Annotated in this window: 23 protein-coding genes; 18 read left to right on the forward strand and 5 right to left on the reverse strand. The window is 56.7% G+C overall.

What is annotated here, in order from left to right:
* Positions 1 to 11 precede the first annotated feature (11 nt).
* Positions 12 to 1961, reverse strand: a complete 1950-nt coding sequence (locus RMR16_RS15475; RefSeq protein WP_320199572.1) for an ABC transporter substrate-binding protein — start codon at positions 1959 to 1961, stop codon at positions 12 to 14.
* Between the two features lie 235 nt (positions 1962 to 2196).
* Here RMR16_RS15475 and RMR16_RS15480 point away from each other — a divergent pair, with 235 nt between their 5' ends.
* The 9 genes from RMR16_RS15480 to RMR16_RS15520 all read left to right on the forward strand — a co-directional run bounded on the left by RMR16_RS15480 (position 2197) and on the right by RMR16_RS15520 (position 12760).
* A complete protein-coding gene (locus RMR16_RS15480; protein WP_320199846.1) occupies positions 2197 to 2916 on the forward strand; it encodes a FadR/GntR family transcriptional regulator in 720 nt (239 codons plus the stop codon).
* 24 nt (positions 2917 to 2940) lie between these two features.
* Complete coding sequence (locus RMR16_RS15485) at positions 2941 to 3822, forward strand: SMP-30/gluconolactonase/LRE family protein (protein WP_320199573.1); 882 nt, start codon at positions 2941 to 2943, stop codon at positions 3820 to 3822.
* Positions 3823 to 4064: 242 nt separating this feature from the next.
* Positions 4065 to 4856: a FadR/GntR family transcriptional regulator gene (locus RMR16_RS15490; RefSeq protein ID WP_413785981.1), complete on the forward strand. Its 792-nt coding sequence runs from the start codon at positions 4065 to 4067 to the stop codon at positions 4854 to 4856.
* Positions 4857 to 4976: 120 nt separating this feature from the next.
* On the forward strand, positions 4977 to 6440 hold the full coding sequence (locus RMR16_RS15495) for an ABC transporter substrate-binding protein (protein WP_413785993.1): 1464 nt from the start codon (positions 4977 to 4979) through the stop codon (positions 6438 to 6440).
* Between the two features lie 85 nt (positions 6441 to 6525).
* Positions 6526 to 7473, forward strand: a complete 948-nt coding sequence (locus RMR16_RS15500) for an ABC transporter permease (RefSeq protein WP_320199576.1) — start codon at positions 6526 to 6528, stop codon at positions 7471 to 7473.
* Positions 7470 to 8345, forward strand: a complete 876-nt coding sequence (locus RMR16_RS15505; protein WP_320199577.1) for an ABC transporter permease — start codon at positions 7470 to 7472, stop codon at positions 8343 to 8345. Before RMR16_RS15500 ends, RMR16_RS15505 begins: the two co-directional genes overlap by 4 nt.
* A gap of 20 nt (positions 8346 to 8365) precedes the next feature.
* On the forward strand, positions 8366 to 10150 hold the full coding sequence (locus RMR16_RS15510) for a gamma-glutamyltransferase family protein (protein WP_320199578.1): 1785 nt from the start codon (positions 8366 to 8368) through the stop codon (positions 10148 to 10150).
* Between the two features lie 5 nt (positions 10151 to 10155).
* Positions 10156 to 10914, forward strand: coding sequence for a DUF1028 domain-containing protein (locus RMR16_RS15515; RefSeq protein ID WP_320199579.1), 759 nt, complete (start codon positions 10156 to 10158; stop codon positions 10912 to 10914).
* Between the two features lie 16 nt (positions 10915 to 10930).
* The gene (locus RMR16_RS15520; RefSeq protein WP_320199580.1) at positions 10931 to 12760 is read left to right on the forward strand and encodes an ABC transporter ATP-binding protein; all 1830 of its coding nucleotides are present in this window, start codon (positions 10931 to 10933) and stop codon (positions 12758 to 12760) included.
* 2 nt (positions 12761 to 12762) lie between these two features.
* Here the strand turns inward: RMR16_RS15520 and RMR16_RS15525 are convergent, their stop codons facing one another.
* Positions 12763 to 13998 (reverse strand): Xaa-Pro peptidase family protein, encoded by a 1236-nt coding sequence (locus RMR16_RS15525; protein WP_320199581.1) that lies wholly within the window; start codon positions 13996 to 13998, stop codon positions 12763 to 12765.
* Positions 13999 to 14208: 210 nt separating this feature from the next.
* On the opposite strand from RMR16_RS15525, the gene RMR16_RS15530 reads away from it, so the two are divergent.
* From RMR16_RS15530 to RMR16_RS15555, 6 genes are all read left to right on the forward strand, one after another.
* Positions 14209 to 15741 carry an ABC transporter substrate-binding protein gene (locus tag RMR16_RS15530; RefSeq protein ID WP_320199582.1) on the forward strand — a complete coding sequence of 511 codons (1533 nt, stop codon included), beginning with the start codon at positions 14209 to 14211 and terminating at the stop codon, positions 15739 to 15741.
* 110 nt (positions 15742 to 15851) lie between these two features.
* Complete coding sequence (locus RMR16_RS15535; protein WP_432355347.1) at positions 15852 to 16802, forward strand: ABC transporter permease; 951 nt, start codon at positions 15852 to 15854, stop codon at positions 16800 to 16802.
* Positions 16799 to 17656 carry an ABC transporter permease gene (locus tag RMR16_RS15540; RefSeq protein WP_320199584.1) on the forward strand — a complete coding sequence of 286 codons (858 nt, stop codon included), beginning with the start codon at positions 16799 to 16801 and terminating at the stop codon, positions 17654 to 17656. Before RMR16_RS15535 ends, RMR16_RS15540 begins: the two co-directional genes overlap by 4 nt.
* Entirely contained in the window at positions 17653 to 18462 is an 810-nt protein-coding gene (locus RMR16_RS15545; protein ID WP_320199585.1) for an ABC transporter ATP-binding protein, read from the forward strand. Before RMR16_RS15540 ends, RMR16_RS15545 begins: the two co-directional genes overlap by 4 nt.
* Positions 18459 to 19208 carry an ABC transporter ATP-binding protein gene (locus RMR16_RS15550; protein ID WP_320199586.1) on the forward strand — a complete coding sequence of 250 codons (750 nt, stop codon included), beginning with the start codon at positions 18459 to 18461 and terminating at the stop codon, positions 19206 to 19208. Before RMR16_RS15545 ends, RMR16_RS15550 begins: the two co-directional genes overlap by 4 nt.
* A 133-nt stretch (positions 19209 to 19341) precedes the next feature.
* Positions 19342 to 19488 carry a DUF1127 domain-containing protein gene (locus RMR16_RS15555; RefSeq protein WP_320199587.1) on the forward strand — a complete coding sequence of 49 codons (147 nt, stop codon included), beginning with the start codon at positions 19342 to 19344 and terminating at the stop codon, positions 19486 to 19488.
* A 148-nt stretch (positions 19489 to 19636) separates the two neighbouring features.
* Here the strand turns inward: RMR16_RS15555 and RMR16_RS15560 are convergent, their stop codons facing one another.
* On the reverse strand, positions 19637 to 20626 hold the full coding sequence (locus tag RMR16_RS15560; protein WP_320199588.1) for an aldo/keto reductase: 990 nt from the start codon (positions 20624 to 20626) through the stop codon (positions 19637 to 19639).
* Positions 20627 to 20740: 114 nt separating this feature from the next.
* Between RMR16_RS15560 and RMR16_RS15565 the strand changes: the two genes are divergently transcribed.
* The 3 genes from RMR16_RS15565 to RMR16_RS15575 all read left to right on the forward strand — a co-directional run bounded on the left by RMR16_RS15565 (position 20741) and on the right by RMR16_RS15575 (position 23651).
* Complete coding sequence (locus tag RMR16_RS15565; protein ID WP_320199589.1) at positions 20741 to 21658, forward strand: LysR family transcriptional regulator; 918 nt, start codon at positions 20741 to 20743, stop codon at positions 21656 to 21658.
* Between the two features lie 157 nt (positions 21659 to 21815).
* Positions 21816 to 22211, forward strand: a complete 396-nt coding sequence (locus RMR16_RS15570) for a (R)-mandelonitrile lyase (protein ID WP_320199590.1) — start codon at positions 21816 to 21818, stop codon at positions 22209 to 22211.
* Between the two features lie 21 nt (positions 22212 to 22232).
* On the forward strand, positions 22233 to 23651 hold the full coding sequence (locus RMR16_RS15575) for an MFS transporter (RefSeq protein ID WP_320199591.1): 1419 nt from the start codon (positions 22233 to 22235) through the stop codon (positions 23649 to 23651).
* On the opposite strand, the gene RMR16_RS15580 is transcribed toward RMR16_RS15575, so the two are convergent.
* Both RMR16_RS15580 and RMR16_RS15585 read right to left on the reverse strand, forming a co-directional pair.
* Positions 23553 to 24215, reverse strand: a complete 663-nt coding sequence (locus RMR16_RS15580; protein ID WP_432354802.1) for a DedA family protein — start codon at positions 24213 to 24215, stop codon at positions 23553 to 23555. The genes RMR16_RS15575 and RMR16_RS15580 overlap by 99 nt on opposite strands.
* A 53-nt stretch (positions 24216 to 24268) precedes the next feature.
* A complete protein-coding gene (locus RMR16_RS15585) occupies positions 24269 to 25204 on the reverse strand; it encodes an alpha/beta hydrolase (RefSeq protein ID WP_320199847.1) in 936 nt (311 codons plus the stop codon).
* Between the last annotated feature and the right edge of the window lie 63 nt (positions 25205 to 25267).

Below are 25267 nucleotides of genomic sequence, written 5' to 3' on the forward strand. Positions count from 1 at the left end.
CATTGGCGCTCTTAGCTTGTGAAGGTGAACTGTTGCGGCAGTGCAGGACCCGGGTTTGGCCAAGACCAGCTATCCGGCTCTTTCTCTGGCACGTTGCGCAGATTGTTGCGAATGATGCCAAAACCACCGACCGCGAGGCAAAGCCCGATTGTCTCGAACTCTTCCGCCGCAATATCGAAGATTTGCTTCATCTTCTCACCGCGCTTGGCAAGGTCGGCTGTCGAGCGTGCCTCATCAAACAGCTTGAAGCGTTTCTTCTGGCTTTCCGGTGGCTCTTCGCCCTTCTGGCCATTGGATGTGTACCAAAGCGCCCAAGGAATGGCATAGCGCGATCCTTGGGGATGGAACGCGAAGAAGTCGCGCGGATCGAGCATCGGGTCGAGACCGCCGGGGCCGGGCCAAACCGCTGCATCATGGGCATTATCATCGCCGCGTGTATAATAAAGCGCACGTTCAATGGTGTTGACCTTGATGTCGACACCGATCTGCGCCCACTGCGCCTTCACCAATTCCAGTGCGTCGACCAGATCTGGATAAAGGGTTGGGATGACGTCGATCGAGAAGAACACGGGCTCACCGTCTGGCCGCAGGCGTATGCCGTTGCCATTTTTCTTGTCGTAACCGGCCTTGTCCAGAAGTGCATTGGCCTTGTCGGCATCGTATTCGGTATTCTGGCGAGCAAGCTTTTCGTGATACCATGGATGGGTTGGACGCGGCCCGGCCTGATAGCCTTCGCTCTGGCCGAAATAGACGATATCGACGATTTCCTGCCGGTTGAGGGCAATCGACAAAGCCTGACGGAACGACTTGTCGGCGAACATCTTGCGCATTGCCGGATCTTTGTGGGTGATGTTCAGATAAATCTGGCACTGCTGCGCGGCAGACGGCACCAGCGTCAGCAGGCGATAATCACCCTTTTTCATATTCTGCGAAAGCGTCGGCTTGTTGGCCAGAACGCTGATGTGGCGTTCCTGAATATCGATCTTTCCAGAGATGACGTTCAACATCAGCGATTCCACGTCCTGCGAAATGCCGAAATTGACCTCATCAATGTAAGGCAATTGGTTGCCCTCGGTATCGACCTGCCAGAAGTAGGGATTGCGCGTCATGACAACGCGGGTTGCGCCACCGGAATAAGGCTCTTTGACCACCCAAGGGTCCAGCGTCGGCTTATCGACATTCGACCAACGCGACGGAATTTCAATGTCGCCGCACTTGGCACGGAAAAGCTCTGTCCAGCTGGAAACACCAGCAGCCTTCACATCCGCATCGAGCGCCGTGTTGTATTTGGGCAGGAATTTGCTGCAATAATGCTTGGGAAACAGCGTTGGATGCTGACCGAGCGGTGTCGCAAGGTTTTCCAGATACAGCGCATTTGCCGCGGCAAAGGTGAATTTCACCGTATAGTCATCGATTTTTTCAACGGTAACGGCTTTGCCCGCGACCGAAAGCTGCGCAGGCGTGGCGCTGTACAGTTCTTTGTTCTTGATGCAGTCCTCGATGGCAAACACAACGTCATCGGCAGTGAAAGGATGGCCGTCCGACCATTTCGCACCCTGCAACAGATGGAACGTGAACTGTGTGGCGTCGGCACTGACCTCCCATTTTTCGGCCAGGTTCGGCAGGACTTCGGTGAAGTCCATGTTCCAGCGCACCAGGCTCTGGTTGCCGACCATGCGCAAAATGCCGTTATGGTCTGACGAGCCGCGAAGGCCGCGACGAAGCGTGCCACCATACGTGCCGATCTTTTCGTGCGGCGTTACCACCATCGGATTTTTCGGCAAACGGTCTGCCAGCGGCGGAAGCTTTCCGTCCTTAACCAGCGCGGCCAGTTGCGGCGCTTCCTTGCCAGCCGCAGCGCGGGCCGTGGTTCCAACAAGAGAAAGTGCTGCAACGCCCCCTACCCCGGCCATAAAGGTACGGCGCGTCACGCCGAGCGAAAATGTATCCTCATCGCGCATCTATTATCCTCCCAAAAAATCACCGGCCGCGACAGGGCTTGCGCCCCGTCGCAATGGCCCTCCCGGCCAGCCTGCGTACCGATCTCCCATCGGCACGCAAACCATATGGCTGTTTTCAAATGATTACAAGTATTGACAGATTTTTACAGATTTTTTATGTGTGGAGGCAGAACGCGCATCGCTACGGCGCAATGCGCGCAGAGGACATGGTGAATTTAAAGATGAAGGCGCGATGATGGATCACCCGGCCACATCTGTTCAGCACAGAACCGAAACGCGCTTCAGCGACATCATCTATGAAAAGATCATCGGGATGATTTCTGACGGGCGTTTTCCCGTTAACGGGCGCCTGCCCTCAGAGCAAAATCTCGCAACGCTGTTCGGTGCATCACGGCCTGTCGTGCGCGAAGCGCTGGAACGGCTCCGCAACGACCATCTGATCGTATCGCAAAAGGGTTCCGGCTCTTACGTGCGACAGCAGCCGGATTCGTCCGTGTTGCAACAAATACCAGTCGGGTCGCTCGCCGATGTTCAACGCTTTTTCGAATTCCGGTCCGGGCTCGAAGCCTCTGCCGCGGAACTCGCGGCCCGCAACTGGCAGGCGGCGGACAAAACGCGAATAGAGCAAGCAATTACGGCCTTGGAGCAATGTCTTGAGCGCGGCGATCTGGGCGCGGAGGAAGACTTCGCTCTGCATGAGGCGATAGCCGTCGCCAGCGACAACCAGTTCCACATTACCGTGCGCGCATGGTTCAAGCCGCATTTCTCCATCGGCCAGTCGGTGACGCGAAGCCTCAGCCTCAAACGCACGCCGCAGCATGTGCGAGACGTGCAGAACGAACATACTGCCATTGTCGAAGCGATCTTTGCACGCCGCGAACAGGCTGCACATGACGCCATGAAAGACCATATTTTGAAGGCGCGGGCCAGAATGTTTCAGGGCGTTGGAAGCTGACACGCCACAAGCGGAGACGACCTTATGACACTGCCACGGATCATCGAACCCAATTTCCGCCAGCTTATCGACGTTCCTTTGCGCGTTGGCGAATCTCCAACATGGGATGAGCGCACAGGCAATTTGTGGTTTGTCGATATTCTCGCACCGGCCGTTTTCTGTCTCGGGTCGAGCGGAAAACTCAACCGTTTCGAGATGCCCGCCCCGGTGGGCTGCATCGGCCTTTGCGAAAACGGGAAAGTCGCCGCTGGCCTTCAAACTGGCGTGCATCTTCTGGACCCCGCGACCGGCGAACTCGAACTGTTGTGCAATCCAGATGATGATCGCCCCAACAGCCGCCTCAATGACGGCAAGGTGGGTCCAGACGGGCATTTCTGGATTGGAACGCGCGACGAAGCCGTGCCGCAAACCGGCAATGCAAGGCTTTATCGGGTTGCGCCGGATGGCGGGGTTCAAAATATCATCGATGGCGACATGCTGACATCGAACGGTCTGGCCTGGAGCCCGGATGGACGGCGCATGTATCATTCGGACAGCAGCGGATTGCTGCTTCAAGCCTTTGATTTTGATGCTGCAACCGGAACCCTCGGCCCGGCGCAGCGCCTGCACGATTTCGCCCCCGGCGAAGGCAGGCCTGATGGCGCGGCGACCGATAGCGAAGGTTTTTACTGGAGCGCGGGCGTGGGAGCTGGCCGCCTCAACCGCTTTTCGCCAGACGGTGAGATCGTCGAGATTTACATCCTGCCATTCAAGGGACCAACCATGCCATGCTTCGGTGGCCCTGATCTCAAAACGCTCTATCTGACAAGCCTCAACACAGAAAATGACGGCACTCTCGTCCCCGGAACCGTCGTGGCATTCGACGTGGCCGTGGCTGGCGTACCTGTCCATCGGTTTTCGATTTGAGAAAGCCTATGCGCTAGAAATCAGAGTGCTTTTTGCCTGACGATCGGGGCAAAAATGGCACTGATTTGGCTTGGCCCATAAACCAGTTTCATGACTTAGCGTTGCGCTCAACGTCGATGGTTCGCGTTGCCGCGTCTATTTTGATCGCCTCTGGCGCAGACGTTTTTCCCACCTCGGTTCCAACGCAGCACAGTCACCAGTTTTATTTTGCATCGCACCAAAAGAGACTTGACGAAACCGTCATGAATCGTTTGACTGAACCAATCGTAAATTGGTGCGAACCATTGGATCAGAAATCGGACCCTAAAGCTGGTGAGAACTCAAACTACGCGCTGGAGCGTTTGCGTGAGTTGCTGCGCGTCACCACACTTTCTGCCGACGGGAAACTGCCGACGGAACGTACTCTTTCCGAGCGCCTTGGCGTTGGAAGGCGGGAAATCCGGCGTGCTCTCGAAGTTTTAGAGGCTGAGGGCCTGATCTGGCGAAAGCAGGGAGCGGGTACCTTTCTTGGTCAAAGACCGGACAGCTGGAGCGACCACGCGGCCAGCCTTGTGTCCGGAACCAATTTCATGGAAATCATGGAAGTGCGCTTGCGGATAGAGCCGCAACTGGCACAACTGGCAGCACTGCGCGCCAAAGATTCCGACATCGATCGTATGCGAGACCTGCGCGACAAGATTTACGAGCGCACGGATGCTGACTGGCGAGAACTATGGGATGGCTCGCTGCATCGTCTGATCGCGCAGACGGCTGGCAATCAGCTTTTCCTGTCACTGTTCGACGTCATCAACCGGGTTCGCCAAGACCCGGTCTGGCAATCTGTCCGCGAACGCGCCCGCCGGCAGAACAAGACGTTGAATGAATCGCGTGTTCAGCACACCGACATCATCGAGGCGATTGCATCGAGAGACCCGGCACGCGCTGGCGAAGCGATGCGCAATCACCTGTTGACGCTTCAGGAGCGTTTGATCCGCCAGACATCGATGGACCTTCCCGACCAGTCCACCTCCACAGAGGAGACCGACACCCTTTAAGTCCCGGGCATTGCCCAAAGAAAAGACCGGAAAACCGGCTTGTTAAAAAACCCGACCAGAGGAACAATCATAATGAAACGACGTACAAAAATTTCAGGACTTCTCCTTACCGCCACTCTGATGGCAACGTCTGCTATGGCTGCCGATCTTCGGATTGGCCTGATGGACGACGCCGACGTGCTCGACCCTGCGCAGTCTCGCACATTCGTGGGCCGCATCGTTTACACCAGCCTGTGCGACAAGCTGGTCGATCTGGATAACAGCTTGGGCATCGTGCCACAGCTTTCGACCAAGTGGGCATGGGGTGACAATGGCGGCACGCTGACGATGGATCTGCGTGAAGGCGTTGTTTTCCATGACGGCACACCCTTCAATGCCGAAGCCGTTGTCTACAACATCACCCGTTACATGACCCTGCCCGAATCACGTCGCAAGAGCGAGCTTGCTTCTGTGGCGAAGATCGAAGCGACCGGCGATTATCAGATCAAGTTCACGTTGAAGAGCCCGGATGCCAGCCTGCTCGCACAGCTTTCCGACCGCGCAGGCATGATGATTTCGCCAACCGCTGGCAAGGAACTCGGCGCCAATTTCGGATCTAAGCCGGTTTGCTCCGGTGCTTTCAAATTCGTGGAGCGTATCCAGCAGGACCGCATCGTTCTCGAAAAGTTTGCCGATTACTGGAACAAGGACAATATCTTCATCGATAAGGTCACGTTCCTGCCGATCCCGGATACAACGGTTCGCCTCGCCAACCTGCGGTCTGGCGATCTCGACCTGGCAGAGCGTATTTCCGCATCCGACGCTGCGGATGTGAAGGCCGATGCGAAACTCAACTACGGTGAAATCGTCGGCCCCGGTTACATGGCGATGTATGTCAACATCGGCAACGGTGCCAATGCCGACAACCCGTTTGGCAAAGACAAGCGACTGCGTCAGGCCTTCTCGCTGTCCATCGACCGCGACGCCATCAATCAGGTCGTGTTCGAAGGCACCGCAATGGCTGGCAATCAGGCCTGGCCTCCATCCAGCCCATGGTACAACAAGGATATTCCGGTTCCTGCACGCGATATCGAAAAAGCCAAAAAGCTGATGAAGGAAGCCGGTTTCGATAAGTACGAAATCGAATTACAGCACGCAAACAACACCACGCAGACGCAGGCGATGCAGGTCATTCAGGCGATGGCGGCGGAAGCAGGTTTCGACGTGAAGCTGAAGGCCACCGAGTTTGCCACGTTGCTCTCCGAACAGACGGCTGGCAACTATGTCCTGTCGCGTTCCGATTGGTCGGGTCGGTCTGATCCGGATGGCAACATCCACCAGTTCGTCACCTGCAAGGGCGGCATCAACGACACGAAATATTGCAACCCCGAAGTGGACAAGTTGCTGAACGAAGCCCGCGCTTCGACGGACAATGCCGTTCGCAAGGTGAAGTATGATGCTGCGACCAAGATTCTCGATGAGGATCTGCCGCTGATCTATCTCGGCCATCAGGCTTATCTCTACGCATCTTCCAAGAAGGTGACAGGTTTCACGCCTTCCGGTGATGGCATGATCCGCCTAACCGGCGTCAAGAACGGCGAATAATTCCGTCTCAACTTGTGGGATGCGCCCGTCTGGCGCGTCCCACATGCCCCCGGTTCAAAGCGTTGCCCTATCAAGGACCTGCTTTATGCATATGTATATTGGCAAACGGCTGCTGGTAGCGATACCGACACTGTTGATCATCTCCGTTTTCGTTTTTTCGCTGCAAAAGCTCCTGCCGGGCGATCCCATTCTCGCCATGGCCGGTGAAGAACGCGACCCTGTCGTCATCGAACTGCTGCGCGCAAAATACCGCATGAACGATCCGGTCGTGTATCAGTATTTCTACTGGCTCGGCTCCGTGCTTCAGGGTGATTTCGGCATGTCGCTGCGCACCAATCAGCCGGTTCTGGAACTGATCGCTGAAAAACTGCCTGTCACGATCCAGCTTGCGATCATGTCGATGTTCTTCGCGTTCATCATCGGCGTGCCGATGGGTATTCTGGCAGCGGTCAAACAGAATACGTGGATCGATTATGTCGCCAACATCGTCGCGCTGTCTGGATTATCCATTCCCAATTTCTGGCTTGGCATCATGCTCATTCTGCTGGTGTCCGTAAATCTCGGCTGGCTGCCAGCATCGGGTTACGAATCCATCTTTGTCGATCCGGTGCGATCTCTAAAAACGATGATCATGCCGTCCTTTGTTCTGGGCACAGGACTTGCCGCGACACTCATGAGGCACACACGATCATCGATGTTGTCGGTCATGAAGTCTGATTACATTCGCACAGCCCGCGCGAAAGGCCTTTCGACACGCGAAGTCGTGCTCAGCCATTCCTTCCGCAACGCTCTTTTGCCCGTGATAACCCTGACGGCCCTGTTGTTTGGTGAACTTCTGGCCGGTGCAGTACTGACCGAGCAGATTTTCACCATTCCGGGGTTCGGAAAGCTCATTGTCGATGCCGTGTTCAATCGTGATTATGCGGTTGTTCAGGGCGTCGTGCTGTGCACGGCGGTCGGTTTTATTCTCATGAATCTTCTGGCCGATGTCGTGACCGTTCTTCTCAACCCCCGTATGAGGACAGCGCTATGAGTGTGTCAGCACAGGTGGCTCCCATCCCCAAATCCGCTGCCCGCGAAAGTCGTGCGTGGAAAAAGATGAAGCGCAATCGCAGTGCGATTGCCGGTCTGATCATCATCATCTTCTTCGCCATATTGGCCATCACCGCGCCGTTGCTGCCACTTGCCGACCCGCTGGCAACAAGCTGGAGCGCCATTCGCAAAGCGCCTTCGGCGGCGCACTGGATGGGAACAGACGATATCGGCCGCGATGTTCTGTCCCGCATGATCTGGGGCGCGCAGGCATCACTGATGGCAGGCGTCATTTCCGTTGCCATCGCCGTGATAACCGGCGTGCCATTCGGGCTGATCTCCGGTTACTTCGGCGGTTGGGTCGATCAGGTGATTTCGCGCATCACGGAAGCATTTCTGGCAATGCCGTTCCTGATCATGGCAATCGCGCTTGCCGCCTTTCTGGGGCCGAGCCTTACCAATGCGATGATCGCCATCGGTCTTTCTGCGATGCCGATTTTCGTCCGTCTGACCCGTTCGCAGGTCATGGCCGTCAAAACAGAAGATTACATTGAAGGCGCACGCTCCATCGGCCTGGGCCATAGCGAAATCATGCTGCGTTACATTCTGCCGAACATCGTGGCGCCCATCATCGTGCAGGCAACGTTGACAGTAGCGACCGCCATCATCGCAGAAGCCAGCCTTTCTTTCCTCGGCCTTGGTCAGCAGGCGCCCGCCCCAAGCTGGGGTTCGATGCTCAATGTTGCCAAGAACTTCCTGACCCAAGCGCCGTGGATGGCGATGTGGCCGGGGGCTGCCATCTTCTTCGTTGTTATCGGTTTCAATCTGCTTGGCGACGGTCTGCGCGATGCGCTTGATCCACGCGAAAACTAAGAATTCCAAAGGATATCGTAATGACCACATTCACCACTCGCCCGGAAATTCTTGGTACGTTCGGCGTCGTCACATCCACACACTGGATTGCTTCCGCCGTGGGCATGAGCATTCTTGAAAAAGGTGGCAATGCTTTTGACGCCGCCGTTGCCACCGGCTTCGTGTTGCAGGTTCTGGAGCCACATCTGAATGGTCCGGGCGGCGATATGCCCGCCATTATCTACTCGAAGAAAAAAGACAAGGTCGAGGTGATCTGTGCGCAGGGCACGGCACCTGCCGCTGCCACCATCGAACATTACACCGCTGAAGGCATCGACCTCATCCCCGGCGATGGCCTGCTTGCGACCGTCATTCCCGGTGCCTTCGATGGCTGGATGCTGATGTTGCGCGATTACGGCACGATGACCGTTCGCGATGTGCTGGAGCCGTCCATCTATTATCTGGAAAACGGCCATCCGATGCTGCCCCGCGTTGCCGCGACCATCAAAGGGCTTGGTGATTTCTTCCAGAAGGAATGGCCGACATCCTATGAAACGTGGCTTCCCGGCGGCGTTGCGCCTGAACCACTTTCGAATTTCAAGAACCCGGTTCTGGCTGAAACATGGAAACGCATCATCGCGGAGGCCGAAGCCAAGTCCGGTCGCGAAGCGGGTATCGATGCCGCCCGCGATGCGTTCTACCGTGGTTTCGTTGCCGAGGCGATCAGCGATTATCTCAACACCGCAGAGGTCATGGATGCCAGTGGCAAGCGCCACAAGGGCGTGCTGACGGCGGATGACATGGCGAACTGGACGGCGACAATCGAAGAGCCGACCACCTATGATTACCATGGCTGGACAATTGCCAAAACCGGATCATGGGGACAAGGGCCTGTTCTGCTGCAATCACTGGCCTTGTTGAAGGGCATCGATATCGGCGCGATGGACCCGGCTGGCGTCGAATTCGTCCATACGGTCGTCGAAGCCATGAAGCTTTCCTATGCCGACCGCGAAGTCTATTACGGCGATCCGGAATTCTCGCAAATTCCGATACAGACCCTGCTTTCGGATGGCTACAATGACGAGCGCCGCAAGCTGATCACCGACAAGGCTTCGATGGAACTGCGTCCCGGTCGTATTCCGGGTTTCGAGGCACAATATGACCTGACCATGGATATGCTGAACTCCATGGCCGGCATCGGTGCCGTCTACGAGCCAACCATGTCGCATCTGACCGAGAAGCGCGGCGATACGGTGCATATCGATGTCATTGACCGTGACGGCAACATGGTGTCGGTCACGCCATCCGGCGGCTGGTTGCAGTCCTCTCCCATCGTGCCGGGCCTCGGTTTCTGCCTCAATTCGCGCGCACAGATGTTCTGGATGAAGCCAGGCCTGCCGACCTCACTCGCTCCTGGCAAACGTCCGCGCACAACCTTGACACCATCGCTTGCCCTGTACGACGGCAAACCGACACTGGCATTCGGAACGCCAGGCGGGGACCAGCAGGACCAGTGGCAACTGGCCTTCTTCCTGCGTTATGCGCATTTCGGCATGAACTTGCAGCAGGCCATCGACCTTCCGCTGTTTCATACCAGCCACTTCCCCGGATCGTTTTATCCCCGCACCCGCCAGCCCGGCAATGTGATGATCGAGAGCAGCATTGGCGAGACGGCACTGGCTGAACTCAGGGCACGCGGCCATGACATTTCCGCAGCCGACCCGTGGACCGTTGGCCGTCTGACGGCCGCACGGCGCGATGCCGACGGGCTGTTGAGAGCCGCCGCCACCCCTCGCCTGATGCAAGCCTACGCAATCGGAAGGTAATCTCAATGACATGGTCCATCGTTGCTCGTGACCCTGAAACTGGCCATCTGGGAATTGCCGTGGCCACACGCTTCTTTGCGGTGGGGGCACTGGTGCCCCACATTCGCGGCAAGATCGGCGCGATTGCCACGCAAGCCTTCGTCAATCCGACTTACGGTACAGACGGATTGATACAGCTTGTCGAAGGAAAGATGCCGCAGGACATCATCGATGGCCTGACGTCATTGGACGAAGGAAGCGCACAGCGCCAACTGCATATGATCGATGCCGAAGGGCGCAATGCGGCGTTCACAGGGGAAAGCTGCATCGATTGGGCCGGTCATCGTGTCGAGCACAACGTGTCCGTTGCCGGAAACATGCTGGCCGGACCGCAAGTGATCGAACAGACCATGCGCGTCTATCAGGAAGCTGCGGACATGCCATTCGCAGAACGATTGCTGCTGGCGATGGAGGCCGGTGAAGCGGCGGGCGGAGACAAGCGCGGCAAGCAATCTGCGGCGCTGGTGATCTACCGTGAGCAGGACTATCCGTGGCTGGATATCCGCACCGATGACCATGCCGATCCGCTCACCGAACTTCGCCGCCTCTATGCCGTGGCGCAGGAGCGTTACCTCCATGTGGCCGAAACATTGCCGACGCGGGAAAATCCGCATGGGCTGCGAGACAGAACAGAAATCGATCAAAAAATAGCAACGCTGGAAGCCACGCGACTGGCGAGGGGAACGGCATCTGTTTCCTTCGCAACGCCGCTGAAACCAGTCTGATGCCGGGGAATAAGACATGACCGAAACTGTGAAACCATCGCCACGTGAAACCGTGCTGTCCGTTCAGAACCTGACCACCTCTTTTCGGGTGGACGGCGAATGGAGAAGTGTCGTTCGTAACCTCTCGTTTGATGTGAAAGCCGGTGAGACCGTTGCCATCGTCGGTGAAAGCGGCTCGGGCAAAAGTGTCACGTCGCTGTCCGTCATGCGATTGCTGGAACCGCGCTCAAGCCGCATCGAAGGCAAAATCCTGCTCAACGGCCAGGATGTTCTCAGCATCTCAGAAAAAGAAATGCGCGGGGTTCGTGGCAACGACGCAGCGATGATTTTTCAGGAGCCGATGACCTCGCTCAACCCCGTCTTCACCATTGGGCGGCAGATTTCCGAAGTGCTGACACGTCACAAGGGCATGAACAAGGGACAAGCGCGGGCGGAAACTATTCGCCTGCTGGAGAAGGTGCGTATTCCAAACGCCCAGAGCCGTTTCGATGAATATCCACACCAGTTTTCCGGCGGTATGCGCCAGCGCGTGATGATTGCCATGGCACTGGCGTCAAAGCCAAAATTGCTGATTGCCGACGAGCCGACAACGGCGCTCGATGTGACAATTCAAGGCCAGATTCTCGACCTCATCAAACAGTTACAGGAAGAGGAAGGCATGGCCGTTCTCTTCATCACCCACGACATGGGCGTGGTTGCCGAAATTGCCGACCGGACCATCGTGATGTTCCGTGGCGATCAGGTCGAAACGGGCGATACCGCCGATATTTTCCATCGTGGCCAGCATCCCTACACGCGTGCCTTGCTTGCGGCCGTGCCGAAACTTGGCTCCATGGATGGACAGGAATGGCCGTTGCGCTTCCCACGCGTCGATATGGCGAGCGGTGAAATCTCCGAGGCAAAAGCGGTTTCAGACACAGTCGCGGGGGGCAAAACACCTGTGCTGTCGGTGAAAAACCTCGTGACTCGTTTCGATATCAAATCCGGAATGCTGGGGCGCACCACCGGCGCGGTCCATGCCGTTGAAAATATCTCTTTTGATCTGTTCCAAGGGGAAACCCTGTCTCTTGTCGGCGAATCCGGCTGCGGAAAGTCCACGACGGGTCGTTCGATTGCACGGTTGATCGAGCCGCGTAGCGGTCAGGTCACGCTGGATGGCTATGACGTTTTGAAGCTCGATCAGGTTGCACTGCGCAACATGCGCCGCAGCGTGCAGATGATTTTTCAAGACCCGTTCTCAAGCCTCAACCCGCGCATGACAGTAGGCTATGCGGTTGCGGAACCGATGATCAAACACCGTCTGGCCTCCTCTTCCGAAGCGAAGGAAAAGGTGGCCGATCTGCTGGAGCGCGTCGGCCTGTCTGCTTCGATGATGGATCGCTATCCGCATGAGTTCTCCGGTGGGCAACGTCAACGCATCGCAATTGCTCGTGCATTGGCGCTTAACCCCAAGGTTATCATTGCCGATGAAAGCGTGTCGGCACTGGATGTGTCGATCAAGGCGCAGGTGTGCAATCTGCTGCTTGATTTGCAGGAGCAGTTCAACATTGCCTTCCTGTTCATCAGCCATGACATGGCCGTGGTGGAACGGGTGAGCCACCGCGTGGCAGTGATGTATCTCGGTGAGATCGTTGAAATCGGCCCGCGTGCATCGATTTTTGCCAACCCGCAACATGCCTATACCAAGAAGTTGATGGCAGCGGTGCCAGTGCCCGACCCTGCACGCCGTGGACTGCGCCGCAATGCCGCCATTGAAGAATTGAAAAGCCCGATACGCCCGGTGGGTTATGTGGCACCCGAACGACACTACCGCGATGTGTCACCGGGGCATCTGGTTCTATCTTGAGACTAGCCAGCGGTCTCAAGGTCAATGAGACCGCGTGGCAGCCGGTTCAGGCATTCCACGCCCCCGGCTCCCACCAGAAATTGATCTTCGATCATAAGCGCGCCAAGCCCGTTGCCGTAGAACGGTGTTTCAAGCGCCAGAACCATATTCTCTTCAATGCGTTCGGGATTGCTTGTGGAGAAGAACGGCCATTCTTCAATACCAACACTGCCGCCGACTGAATGACCAAAATGGCCGCGATAATATTGCAAAAATCCATCCCTGCGCATTGAGCCCAGCGTCGCTCGATGCACCGCGCCAAATGTATTGCCGGGCCTGATCTGTTCCAGACCGGCGGCGAATGCGTGTTCTAGCGCTTTAAAAACATCCTGTGCCAATGGCAGCGCCGGGCCGTGGGTGAATGTGCGTGCGCTATCAGAGGAATAACCGTCGACCAATGTTCCGACATCCGCCTTGATGAGCGCGCCGCGTGTCGCAACCGCATTCATGTTGGAGAGATCAGCGCCAACAGAAATGAAATCCCAATGGCTGCTCATCGAAAAGCCGTTTGTCGCTGCATAAGCCTGCGCCCCCGCCTGCCAAGCTGCCGAGAGTTCGGGCAGAGATGCACCCGGCTTCACAGCCGCCGCGAGTTGGACGAGGCCCGCCTCTGCCGCATTCGTGGCACGGCGCAGGCGTTCTATTTCACGCGGGGTTTTCACTGCCCGCAAACGGCGTAGCACCAGCGATCCATCTACCCATGTCACATCAGGAAGCGCTGTCTTTAGCGCCTCGAAATCCGCCGCAGGCATGAATTCCAGATCGACGCCGACCCGTGCGCGATGAAGCCCACGTTCGGTCAAAACCTCGCCAAGCAGACCAAAAGCGGTAGACCGGTCAAATGTTTCCGGTCTTGGCCCGGCCATGTCATGCCGATCATAGGTCGCATTGATCTGCTCCACGGTGTCAGCCCCGGTGATGTCCAGCATGTCGATCCAGATACGGTGGGTGCGAAGATTGACCGACGGCGCCAGTTTTCGGATGGTGCTGGCCGCATGGTCGCTTGCAATGGCGGCAAGGCCAGACTCCGCATCCGCAGGCACAACGGCAATCGCCGCTCCTGCCCTGCCCCACATGGTGGCGACACCCGCTGGCGCACCGATGGCATAGCGGAATGCTTCTGGCTGGAAAAGCACCAGCGCATCAAGACCAGCCTCCAACATCAGCCGTTGTGCACGCGTCCGGTCTATATCGCTCATGGATTCTTTCCCTGTGGTTTTGCAAGGATTTAGCCTCCTCAGCGACCAAGCGCCAGCGCTGGAATAAAATTCCGAACATCAGCATATCTTGCGAAGCGCATTTCTCGACTGTGCCTAAAATGGCATTGGCTAAACCTTCTCGTCGGTAGAGACTAAGGTATTCTCCGGCGCGGTAAAATAGCCGCAGGGTCGGTAATGAGGAGTTTTGAAATGAGCGGTCTGACGATCAGTGTGGGCGCAACAAAAAAGACGGGCATCGCAAAAGTGCGCACGGCCACGCTGACAGCGCTTTTCTTCGGCGCGCTTGCCGCCAGCACAGCTCACGCGCAAACGTTTGACGCGGACGCCACGATCAATATCGGCTCGCTTTACGAGCCGCAGAATCTGGACAACACCGCGGGTGCTGGCCAAGGCATCAATGAGGCCTTCAACGGAAACGTCTATGAAGCGCTTTTCCGCCTGACCGATTCCGGTACGGTCGAACCTGTCCTGTCCAAGAGCTACGAGGTCAGCGATGACCGCCTGACCTATACGTTCAAGCTACAGCCGGGTATCAAATTTCATTCCGGCGATGCATTGACATCCAAGGACGTCAAGTTTTCGATCGAGCGCGTTACCGCTGCCGATTCCAAAAGCTCCCGCAAGAACAGCTTGAAAACCATCACGAGCATCGAAACGCCGGATGACGAAACCGTCGTGATCAAGCTCGCATCGCGATCGATCTCGCTGCCCTATAACCTCAGCTATGTCTGGATCGTCAGCGACACCGCAACCAACCTGACATCGACCGAAGACGGCACCGGGCCCTACGCCTTGGAAGAATGGCGTCGCGGCTCGTCCTTGGCGCTCAGCCGCTTCGATGGCTACTGGGGCCAGAAGCCTTCCAACAGCGAAGTGGTTTTCCAGTATTTCACGGAAGCAACCGCACTCAACAATGCACTGCTGACCGGCTCGGTGGATCTTATCACTTCCGTTCAAAGCCCGGATTCGCTGCGTCAATTCGCCGACAACAAAGACTTCACCGTTACCGAAGGCAAATCCACGACCAAGTTGCTGCTGGCCTATAATGACCGCGTGGCACCCTTCGATAACGTCAAGGTTCGCAAGGCGCTGGCCCGCGCGGTTGATGATTCCAAGCTGCTCAAGGCCGTTTGGGGCGATCATGGCACATTGATCGGCTCCATGGTGCCACCGACGGACCCTTGGTACATCGACCTCACGAAGACCGACGCCTACAATCCGGAAAGCGCAAAGGCACTTCTGAGCGAAGCAGGTTATCCGAACGGATTCAGCTTCACGATCGATACGCCGAATTACGATCCGCACCCGATCGCCGCACAGTTTTTGCAGACCGAACTCGCAAAGATTGGCGTCAAGGTAACGATCAACGTCATCACCGCCAACGAGTGGTATTCGAAGGTCTACAAGGCGCATGATTTTCAGGCGACATTGCAGGAGCACGTCAATCACCGCGATATCGTGTTTTACGGCAACCCGGATTTCTATTGGGGTTACAACAATCCGAAAGTTGTCGATCTGATCAAGCAGGCAGAGGCAAGTGCTACGACCGACGAGCAGACGGCAAAGCTGAAGGAAGCAAACCAGATCGTTGCCGAGGATGCGGCCAGCAACTGGATTTACCTCTATCCGCAGATCGTCGTTTCGGCCAAAACGGTCACGGGTTATCCGATCAACGGCCTGAACTCGCAGTTCTTCGCCGCTGGCATCAAGAAAGCCGATTAATTCCTCTCTTGCCCCTCGGCAAGTTCGCCATCTATGCTACAGAGCTGACCGCCCGGTTTCGTACCGGGCGGTCTTCGTCATGAAAGGTGCCGACCATTTTTTCCTACCTTCTGCGCCGTCTGGCAATTTTGCTGGTGTCAATCGTGATCGCGGCTATGGTGCTGTTTTTGCTGCTGCGCCTGTTGCCCGGCGATCCTGCGAATGCGCTTGTCTCCGTTGGAGCCGATGCTGCGCAAATCGAAGCGGCGCGCCGACAGGTCGGGTCTGATCTGGCACTTTCCGAACAATTTGTTCAGTTCGTCTCAAGTCTTGCCCGCCTCGACCTCGGCAACTCTTTCGTCAGCCATACGCCGGTTTTGCCGGAGATCGCCAAGCGGTTGGCCGTCACCGTACCACTGACACTGATCTCCTTTTTCATTGCCATCATCATCGCCCTGCCGCTCGGCATCATCTCCGCCGTGAAATCCGAGCGCTGGTACGGCTGGCTTATCTCCGTCGTCTCCCAGCTCGGCATAGCCGTCCCTGTTTTCTGGATCGGAATACTTCTGGTCACGGTCTTTGCCGTTAATCTCAGGCTGTTTCCGTCCGGCGGTTTTCCTTCGCGGGGCTGGCTGCGACCGGAAGCGGCCATCGATTCTCTCGTACTGCCGGTCGTGACCATCTCCATCGTGATGTCCGCATCGTTGATCCGCTACGTGCGCTCTGCCGCGCAGGATGTTCTGGGTTCCGACTATCTGCGCACCGCCCGCGCATTGGGGGCAAGCTTTCCCGAAGCGCTGGTGCGCCACGGTATCCGCAATGGCTCGGTTCCGGTCATTTCCATTATCGGTATCGAACTTGCATCAACGCTTTTGGGCGCAGTTGTCGTGGAACGCGTTTTTTCGCTTCCGGGTTTGGGATCGATGCTTCTTCTCGGCATCGAGCAGCGGGACTATCCCAGTGTGCAAGGCGTTTTGTTTATCTCGACGTTGCTCGTCCTCCTCGTCGGCTTTGCCGCCGACATTACACAGCGCCTGATCGATCCACGTCTGCGCGACCGCGCCGCGGGAAGCAGCACATGACCGATACGCCTTTGACCATCAATCCCACGCAGGATCGCCCGCGTCGCTCATGGACGTTTACAATTGGCGCGCTGATTGTCGGCCTGCATGTCCTGGCCGCCATCGTCACGATATTCTGGACGCCATACGACCCCAGCGCCATGTCAGGTCAGCGGCTGGAAATGCCATCACTTTTCCATTTTGCCGGCACCGACCGTCTCGGCCGAGATCTTTTCACGCTGATCCTCATCGGGGCGCGCATCGCTCTCACGGTGGGCATTGGCGCGGTCCTCATCGGCTCCGTCATTGGTGTCACCATCGGGCTTCTTGCGGCGTTCGCCTCAAAAACCTTGGACGATATCTTGGCCGCCGGTCTCGATATCCTGATCGCCTTTCCCACCCTGCTTCTCGCCATGCTGATCGTCGCCTCCAGCGATGGCGCAAGCCTTGGAACAGCGATCATTGCCATTGGCATTGCCAACTCCGCCATCGTTGCGCGTCTCACTCGCATTCTTGTAAAGCGGGTTTTGAGGATGGATTATATCACCGCATCACGCATCTCAGGCACGTCCTGGCCCGGCATCGTGTGGATGCATATTCTGCCGAATATCTGGCCAACACTGTTGGTCAATCTGGCCTTGCAATTCGGTTTGGCAATCATTGCGGAGGCCTCGCTGTCCTACATCGGACTCGGCGCGCCACCGCCAAACGCATCGTGGGGAAGGCTGCTGCAAGAAGCGCAGGCAACCGTTTACACCGCACCACTCGCCGCTATCGCTCCGGGCATCGCGCTGGTGTCGCTTGTCATCGGCATTAATCTGCTGGCCGACGGATTGCGTGACATTGCCGATCCAACACGCAGGAGGCGCAAGTGAACCCGCTTCTCGATATCCAGGAATTGTCCGTGCAGTCCGGCACCAAGACGCTGGTTTCCAACGTCTCTTTCTCCGTCGCGCCGGGAGAACGGGTTGGTTTGATCGGGGAATCCGGCTCCGGCAAGTCGCTGACAGCACTCGCGGCCATTGGGCTTCTATCCGACGAATTGAAAGCGTCCGGTTCTGTATTGCTTGATGGCAAACAGGTTGTCGGCGCGCGTGACCGTGATCTTGTGCCATTGCGCGGCACGGCTGCGGCTGTGATTTTTCAAGAACCGTTGACGGCACTCGATCCCCTCATGAAAATTGGCAATCAGGTGGGCGAGGCAGTAAGACGCCGCGCAAAACGCGACAACCGCTCAGTCGATACGAAAGCGATCACGGCAGACGTGCTTGATCTCCTCAGCCAAGTCGCATTGCCCAACCCACAGCGCATTGCAAATTCCTGGCCACACGAAATTTCCGGCGGTCAGCGCCAGCGCGCCGCAATCGCCATGGCGCTTGCCTGCAAACCGAAAATGCTGATTGCCGACGAACCGACCACGGCACTGGACGTCACGACACAGGCCGAAATTCTAAAACTGCTCCACCAACTCGTACGCGAGCGCAACATGGCACTGCTGTTTATCAGCCATGATTTGCCGGTCGTCGCCAGCACCGTGGACCGCGTCATCGTGCTGCAACAGGGGCAAATCGTGGAACAGGGGCCGGTCGCGACCGTGTTCAGCCAACCCTCTCATCCTTACACGCAAAGTCTGGTTGCCGCAGCGCGTGCCTTTGATAATGCACTGGAGATCAGGCCATGAGCCTCATCGATGTCCGCGACGTGAGCTTTGGTTATGCTGCCCGGCAAAAAACGCTCGACAATGTCAGCCTGACGCTGCGAAAAGGCATGAATCTCGGCATAGTTGGGGAATCCGGTTCTGGAAAAACCACGTTGCTGCGTCTGCTGCTTGGCCTCAATCGACCATCGCAAGGCACCATTACCGTAAACGGCGTGCTGCTGGATACGGGTAGTCGTCAATTCATGCGCGGCTTCCGCCGCACCGTGCAGGCGGTGTTTCAAGACCCGTATTCGTCGCTTGATCCGCGCCAAACCGTTTTCGACATTATTGCCGAGCCGTTGCGCTCGCTGAAAATAGAGGGTGATGTTAAAACCGCCGTGGCATCGGCACTGGCATCCGTGGGCTTGCCAGCGGATGCGGCCGACCGGTATCCGCACGAGTTTTCCGGCGGCCAGCGTCAACGTATCGCTATCGCCCGCGCGATAGTCTCGCGACCTGACGTCATCCTTGCCGATGAGGTCGTCAGCGCGCTTGATCTTTCGACACGCATTCGCATCGTCGAACTCTTGAGGGAACTGTCGCAAAACGTAACCTTCGTCCTCGTTTCGCACGATCTCGGCCTCGTCGCATCACTTTGTGAAGAAACGATTATTCTGGAGCATGGCAAGATCGTTGAGAGCGGCAAAACACGCGAAATTCTGGCCGCACCACGCCACAGCTATACACAAAAACTGTTGGCCAGCATTCCGCGTATGCCCGCCGAATAGGGCGCTGACAATGCACGGCAGAAACCAGGCGGGTTTCGCTATGCAATTTCAACATGACTAACCTGTGAGCTTATGCATTCTATTTGTGCAAGAAGTTGCGTATATATTGGGCAACCAATAGGAACCTGAAAAAATGAACATCTTCAAGAAAATCAGAACATACGCCGCAAATCGCCGTGCCATTAACGAACTTGGCGCGCTAGACGATCGCACATTGCAAGACCTCGGCGTCTCCCGCTCGCACATCCACTCCGCAGTGGTCGGCGCTTCCAGACGCTAAATATCAAAGCGCCGGTTCTGGCGCTCAGACATAAAGTATGAAACCATGGCCTTTTCGTTGAAAAGGCCTTTGGTTTTTGTAACATCAGCCGTTGCATAGTGAAAAGTTCTAGCGGCGCGGAGAGCAGGAACCCATGACTGGCCCGCGCTCACTTGTCGACCAACTGCAAGGACGCTTCAGGCAGGCGCGCACCTTCAACAACGATCTTCGCGGCGGCATCCTCAATTTCACCAAGATCAGCAGCCGTTAGGGCAACGTTGGCTGCACCCAAATTTTCCTCAACTCGATCAAGTCTTCGAGTGCCGGGAATAGGCACGATCCAAGGCTTCTGCGCAAGGAGCCACGCGATGGCGATCTGCGCCGGTGTTGCCTGCTTGCGGGCGGCAATGGTGACCAGAAGATCGACAAGTGCCTGATTGGCTGCGCGCGCTGATGCAGTAAAGCGGGGCGCGTTCGCACGAAAGTCAGTTGCGTCAAGGCTCGTGGATGCATCGATCTTGCCCGTGAGAAACCCGGCGCCAAGCGGGCTCCATGGAACAAAGCCGATGCCCAGTTCCTCGCAGAGAGGCAGGATTTCCGGTTCAGGCTCCCGTGTCCAAAGCGAATATTCACTTTGAATGGCTGAAACCGACTGAACGGCATGTGCCCGGCGGATGGTCGCTGCTGCGGCCTCGGATAGCCCGAAGTGCTTTACTTTGCCTTCAGCGATCAGGTCTTTGACAGTCCCGGCCACATCTTCGATCGGGACAGACGGATCGACGCGGTGCTGATAAAGCAGATCAATCGTGTCGATGTTCAGGCGTTTCAGCATCTGTTCGGTTGCACGCCTGATGTGATCTGGACGGCTGTTCAACCCTGCCCGTCGCTCGCCGGTTTCAAGGTCGATATTCCATCCGAACTTGGTGGCGATAACAACCTTATCGCGGAACGGAGCCACGGCCTTTCCAACCAGAATTTCATTGGTAAAAGGGCCATAGACTTCTGCCGTATCAAAGAATGTAACGCCGTTGTCGTATGCACCGCGAATAACGCGGATGGCCTCGTCTTCGCTGGGCGATGCGCCGTACACGGACGCAAAGCTCATCGTCCCAAAGCCGATTTCAGATACGTCCAAGCTACCGAGACTGCGGTGTTTCATGGGTCATGTCTCCATATGGGAATGTCGTCTCCGACCTTTGAGACACATCTAGCGCAGGCAGCACCCTTCGATTAGAGTGCAAAATACGCATGTAGTATTGAATAGGATTCAAAAGTGGCAAGAGATACGATCAGCGATCTGAGCACCTTCCTTGCCGTTGCACGCGAGCGCAGTTTTACCAAAGCTGCCGCAAGACTGCGCCTTTCTCCCTCAGCGCTCAGTCATACGATCCGTCTGCTGGAAGAACGGCTTGGCGTGCGTTTGTTGACGCGAACCACGCGAAGCGTCTCGCTGACTGAAGCAGGCGAGCGCCTTCTGGATACGATAAAGCCGCATTTCGAGGAAATCGAGGCCGCGCTTTCGGCACTCACCGAACTTCGGGATAAACCCGCGGGTATTGTTCGCATCACCGCAGGTGAACACGCCGCAGAAACCGTCATCTGGCCGGTCGTCGAACGCTTGCTTCCGGACTACCCGGACATAAAGGTCGAGATCATCATCGACAACGGACTGACCGATATAGTTACCGAGCGTTATGACGCGGGTGTGCGGTTGGGCGAACAGGTCGATAAGGATATGATTGCGGTCAGAATAGGCCCGGACATGCGGATGGCAGTCGTTGGCACGCCATCTTATTTTGATCAGCACCCTAAACCTGTGACACCACAGGATTTGACGGCGCACGCCTGTATCAATATCCGCCTGCCGACATATGGCGGCTTTTATACATGGGAATTCGAAAAGGACGGGCGCGAACTTCGTGTGCGGGTCGATGGCCCGCTTGCCTTCAATGTTTCGCGCATGGCGCTGACAGCCGCCCGCAACGGTGCGGGACTGGCTTTTGTCATGGAGGATAAAATTCGCAAAGAGCTTGAGGACGGGCGCTTGATCAGGGTTTTATCTGACTGGTGCCCGCCATTCTCAGGCTATCACCTCTATTATCCCAGCCGCCGCCAGCTTTCTCCGGCCTTTGCCGTCTTGGTGGACGCGCTGCGCAACAGCGATGAAATCAGGCCACCCATTCCTCAATAAATGCTTGTATGCCGGTCGGCAGGCATCTGAGTTTCGCATTGATGAACCGCATTCACAGGTTCATGCGCTCTATTGTGCCTAATACACAGACGCCCACAATGTTATCTGTCTTTACAAGATCAGCGGCACCCGCCGCAAACGTCAGAAAGGTATAGCCATGGACATCAAACGCGCAGGCACACAACCGTCGGGCAAAGGCCCGTCCGATTGGTTCACGGGAACAGTGAGAATCGATCCTCTTTTCCCTGTGCGCGATACGGCCCGCGCTGCTGGCAACGCCGTTACCTTTGAACCGGGCGCACGCACGGCATGGCATACCCATCCGCTCGGACAAGTCCTCATCGTCACTGCGGGTTTTGGCCTCGTGCAGCGTGAGAACGGTCCCGTCGAAGAAATCCGCCCAGGTGACGTTGTCTGGTTTGAGCCCGGCGAGAAGCATTGGCACGGCGCATCTCCGACAACTGCGATGACACATATTGCCATTCAGGAAGCGCTGGATGGCAAGGTCGTTGACTGGATGGAACACGTCACTGACGAACAATATCTGCCCTGATCGGGCAGAAAGGCCAAACCAATGTCTTCAAACAGCCCGACGTCCAACAAGACGGCGATCCTGATCATCATTCTCCTCAGCTACGTGATGATTGTGCTCGACACATCAATCGTGCTCACCGGACTGCCGAGTATCCACAGCGAACTCAGTTTTTCAGACCCCGAACTTGCCTGGGTTCAGAGCGCCTATACCCTGACATTCGGCGGTTTCCTGCTGCTTGGCGCTCGTGCGGGCGATATTCTTGGACGCAGGCGGATGCTGATTGTCGGATTGGCACTCTTCACCGCTGCCTCCGTTGCCATAGGTCTGGCTCAGACATCGGATTGGTTGATCAGCGCCCGCGCAATTCAGGGTCTTGCCGGGGCAATCCTTGCGCCATCCACGCTTGCGCTGCTTCAGACGACGTTTACCGACAGCCACGAACGTACCCGCGCAATCTCCTATTACAGCGCAGTTGCAGGGATAGCGGCGAGCGTAGGTTTGGTCCTGGGTGGTGTTTTGGCCGACTGGTTATCGTGGCGGGTGGGGTTTTTCATCAACCTGCCGATCGGCATCGGCATGATCGTCGCGGCCTTTCGCCACATTCCCGAACAGGCTCGCAAGCCAGGCCAATTCGATGTCGCGGGTGCCCTCACCTCAACCGCTGGCATGGTGGCTCTTGTTTACAGCCTCATACGGTCTGCGAGCCACGGCTGGAGCGATGCGTGGACCATCCCGCTGTTGGTTTTCGCCCTCGCACTTTTGGCCATCTTCATCATGATCGAATGGCGCGCCAAGCAACCGATCGTACCTCTCCACCTGTTTGCAAACAGGGAGCGCTCGGCGGCCTATGCGGCACGCCTGCTGTTTATTGGCGCGATGATCGGTTTTTTCTTTTTCATCACCCAGTTCATGCAGGTCGTCTCAGGATATCGGCCCGCCGTGACGGGGCTGGCATTCCTGCCCATGACACTCGTTAACTTTGCCGCCGCCATGGTCGTGCCGCAGCTGACACAGCGTTACGGAAACGCGTATTTGCTCGCAACCGGCCTGTCGTTCAGCCTTTCTGGTATATTCTGGCTTTCCCACGTTTCAGCAGCCTCGTCCTACTGGACCGGCATTGGTCTGCCGATGGTCCTCATCGGGCTGGGCCAAGGTTTGGCACTCAGCCCAATGACGGCATCCGGCATAGCGGGTGTAGCCGGAGAAAACGCAGGCGCTGCATCGGGCGTTGTCAACGTTGCCCACCAGATCGGAAATTCCTTGGGTCTTGCCGTCCTCGTCGCCGTTGCTGCTTACGGAACGCTGGGACTCGAAGGAATTGATTTGCTCGCCCACCGCGTCGGTATGGCGTTGACCGGATCATCCGCGATGATGGCGCTCGCCCTTGTCCTTGTCGTTGCGTTCATCGTCCGTCCCGGTCACATGACGTCCAGCATCGCGGAAGAGCGAAGTGCCTGAACCCTGCGACTGACCAATAAAATGTCTCGACAAGACAGCGCCGATCACCACGATTGCGATACATACGCCGACGGCTATCAAGAAGTGTATGTGGGTATGAAGTCTGCCGAACAATGCTTCAACGGCGTTGCCGAATAGATATCCGACCGCGGGGATCGTAATTCCCCAGACAGCCGCAGCAATTCCATTGAGGATGAGAAAACGGGTTGCAGGGATGTTCGACAAGCCTATGGCGACAGGGCTGATCGTTCGCATTCCGTAGATAAAACGGAACGCCAAGATGAATTTGGTGGGATGGGTTTCCAGAAGGCCTGTTACGCGGGACATTAGCGCGGAATCCGTCATCTTCTGGACCCACTGGAGGCTCTTTCCCCAGCGGCCTGCGAGAAAGAAGAATTGATCCGCGACAAATGAACCTAGGCCAGCCGCCAGCGCCACCTGCCAAAAAGCGATAATGTGCCGATGCGCCAGCACGCCACCCAAAAACGCCGCAGTTTCTCCCTCTACGCCAGCACCGACAAACACACCGAATGCGCCATAACTCTGAATGAGATGTTCGAACAATTCCGGCGACCTTGCTTGCGAGTTTCCTGGATCATGTCGTGTCAGGCGTGGGGCTAGTTCTTCGCGATAGATTCCGGCTTATCCCACTGGCTGTCGATGAAGGACAGAACGTCGATGATCGAAGACTTCCACAATGACCAGACGTGATCACCATTGGTGATCCGCAATTCGGAATCCCGATTGCTGGCCTGCAACGTGTCGTGCAGGGCAACCGCTCCGCGCCAGAGATGAAATCCATCATCATCACCAACGGTCAGGAAGGTAGCTGGAAGGTCTTCCTCCTCGGCGATATGCTGAGCGGCCAGCGTGAAAACGTTCTTTTCATTGAACAGGCGCGCATCGAACGGCGTGCCGAAAGAGCCGGAAAAATGGTCGCCGGTCGAAGGAAGCACGATGCCGCTTGTGACCGTCGTACGGTCGACGCGGTGGAAGAAAGCGCTATCCTGAATGAGCTTCAGATCATTGGGTGTTTTGTCGAAGTCCGACGCGGGGACATTTTGCCATATCGCACCGGACATGCTTGCGACCGCGCCATATAAATCCTCATGGGCATAGGCAAGATGCAGTGCGCCGAAGCCACCCATGGAAAGACCAGCAATGGCGCGGCCTTCGCGATCTTTCCGGGTGGGATAATTCGCTTCAATATGGCGGCGCAGATCATGTGATACCGCCGTGTCGAAATCGCCCGGACCGCCGACGGAGGCGGAATCGACATACCAACTGTTGCCAACACCGGGCATAACGACGAGCAGCGGTCGGATGGTCTTAGTCTCAATCAGCCGGTCGAGGGTCTGGCGAATATCACCCAGATCCCGCCAGCTTTTCTCATCACCATCATGTCCGTGCAACAAATAAAGGACCGGCCATCCACCGTCTGGTATCGGCCCGTCAGGCTTATAGACAATCGCCGGAAGATCGGTTCCCAGCGCATTGCTGCGAACCGTGCTATCTTCCAACGTTCCGCCATATACCGTTCCCCCGAAGGTCATGGCTGCGATGGCAATCACAGTCAACAGAACCGTTTTTCGCACACGAACACCCTTCTAGAGAAT

Source organism: Agrobacterium sp. rho-13.3, from assembly GCF_033957765.2.
Lineage (GTDB): Bacteria > Pseudomonadota > Alphaproteobacteria > Rhizobiales > Rhizobiaceae > Agrobacterium.

What these genes read in the sequence shown, in the direction of transcription:
- RMR16_RS15585 (WP_320199847.1), bottom strand. Translation starts at nt 25,204, where the DNA reads ATGACCTTCGGGGGAACGGTATATGGCGGAACGTTGGAAGATAGCACG.
- RMR16_RS15525 (WP_320199581.1), bottom strand. Translation starts at nt 13,998, where the DNA reads ATGAGCGATATAGACCGGACGCGTGCACAACGGCTGATGTTGGAGGCT.
- RMR16_RS15510 (WP_320199578.1), top strand. Translation starts at nt 8,366, where the DNA reads ATGACCACATTCACCACTCGCCCGGAAATTCTTGGTACGTTCGGCGTC.
- RMR16_RS15505 (WP_320199577.1), top strand. Translation starts at nt 7,470, where the DNA reads ATGAGTGTGTCAGCACAGGTGGCTCCCATCCCCAAATCCGCTGCCCGC.
- RMR16_RS15480 (WP_320199846.1), top strand. Translation starts at nt 2,197, where the DNA reads ATGGATCACCCGGCCACATCTGTTCAGCACAGAACCGAAACGCGCTTC.
- RMR16_RS15485 (WP_320199573.1), top strand. Translation starts at nt 2,941, where the DNA reads ATGACACTGCCACGGATCATCGAACCCAATTTCCGCCAGCTTATCGAC.
- RMR16_RS15575 (WP_320199591.1), top strand. Translation starts at nt 22,233, where the DNA reads ATGTCTTCAAACAGCCCGACGTCCAACAAGACGGCGATCCTGATCATC.
- RMR16_RS15540 (WP_320199584.1), top strand. Translation starts at nt 16,799, where the DNA reads ATGACCGATACGCCTTTGACCATCAATCCCACGCAGGATCGCCCGCGT.
- RMR16_RS15490 (WP_413785981.1), top strand. Translation starts at nt 4,065, where the DNA reads ATGAATCGTTTGACTGAACCAATCGTAAATTGGTGCGAACCATTGGAT.
- RMR16_RS15555 (WP_320199587.1), top strand. Translation starts at nt 19,342, where the DNA reads ATGAACATCTTCAAGAAAATCAGAACATACGCCGCAAATCGCCGTGCC.
- RMR16_RS15560 (WP_320199588.1), bottom strand. Translation starts at nt 20,626, where the DNA reads ATGAAACACCGCAGTCTCGGTAGCTTGGACGTATCTGAAATCGGCTTT.
- RMR16_RS15475 (WP_320199572.1), bottom strand. Translation starts at nt 1,961, where the DNA reads ATGCGCGATGAGGATACATTTTCGCTCGGCGTGACGCGCCGTACCTTT.
- RMR16_RS15520 (WP_320199580.1), top strand. Translation starts at nt 10,931, where the DNA reads ATGACCGAAACTGTGAAACCATCGCCACGTGAAACCGTGCTGTCCGTT.
- RMR16_RS15495 (WP_413785993.1), top strand. Translation starts at nt 4,977, where the DNA reads ATGGCAACGTCTGCTATGGCTGCCGATCTTCGGATTGGCCTGATGGAC.
- RMR16_RS15530 (WP_320199582.1), top strand. Translation starts at nt 14,209, where the DNA reads ATGAGCGGTCTGACGATCAGTGTGGGCGCAACAAAAAAGACGGGCATC.
- RMR16_RS15550 (WP_320199586.1), top strand. Translation starts at nt 18,459, where the DNA reads ATGAGCCTCATCGATGTCCGCGACGTGAGCTTTGGTTATGCTGCCCGG.
- RMR16_RS15515 (WP_320199579.1), top strand. Translation starts at nt 10,156, where the DNA reads ATGACATGGTCCATCGTTGCTCGTGACCCTGAAACTGGCCATCTGGGA.
- RMR16_RS15500 (WP_320199576.1), top strand. Translation starts at nt 6,526, where the DNA reads ATGCATATGTATATTGGCAAACGGCTGCTGGTAGCGATACCGACACTG.
- RMR16_RS15570 (WP_320199590.1), top strand. Translation starts at nt 21,816, where the DNA reads ATGGACATCAAACGCGCAGGCACACAACCGTCGGGCAAAGGCCCGTCC.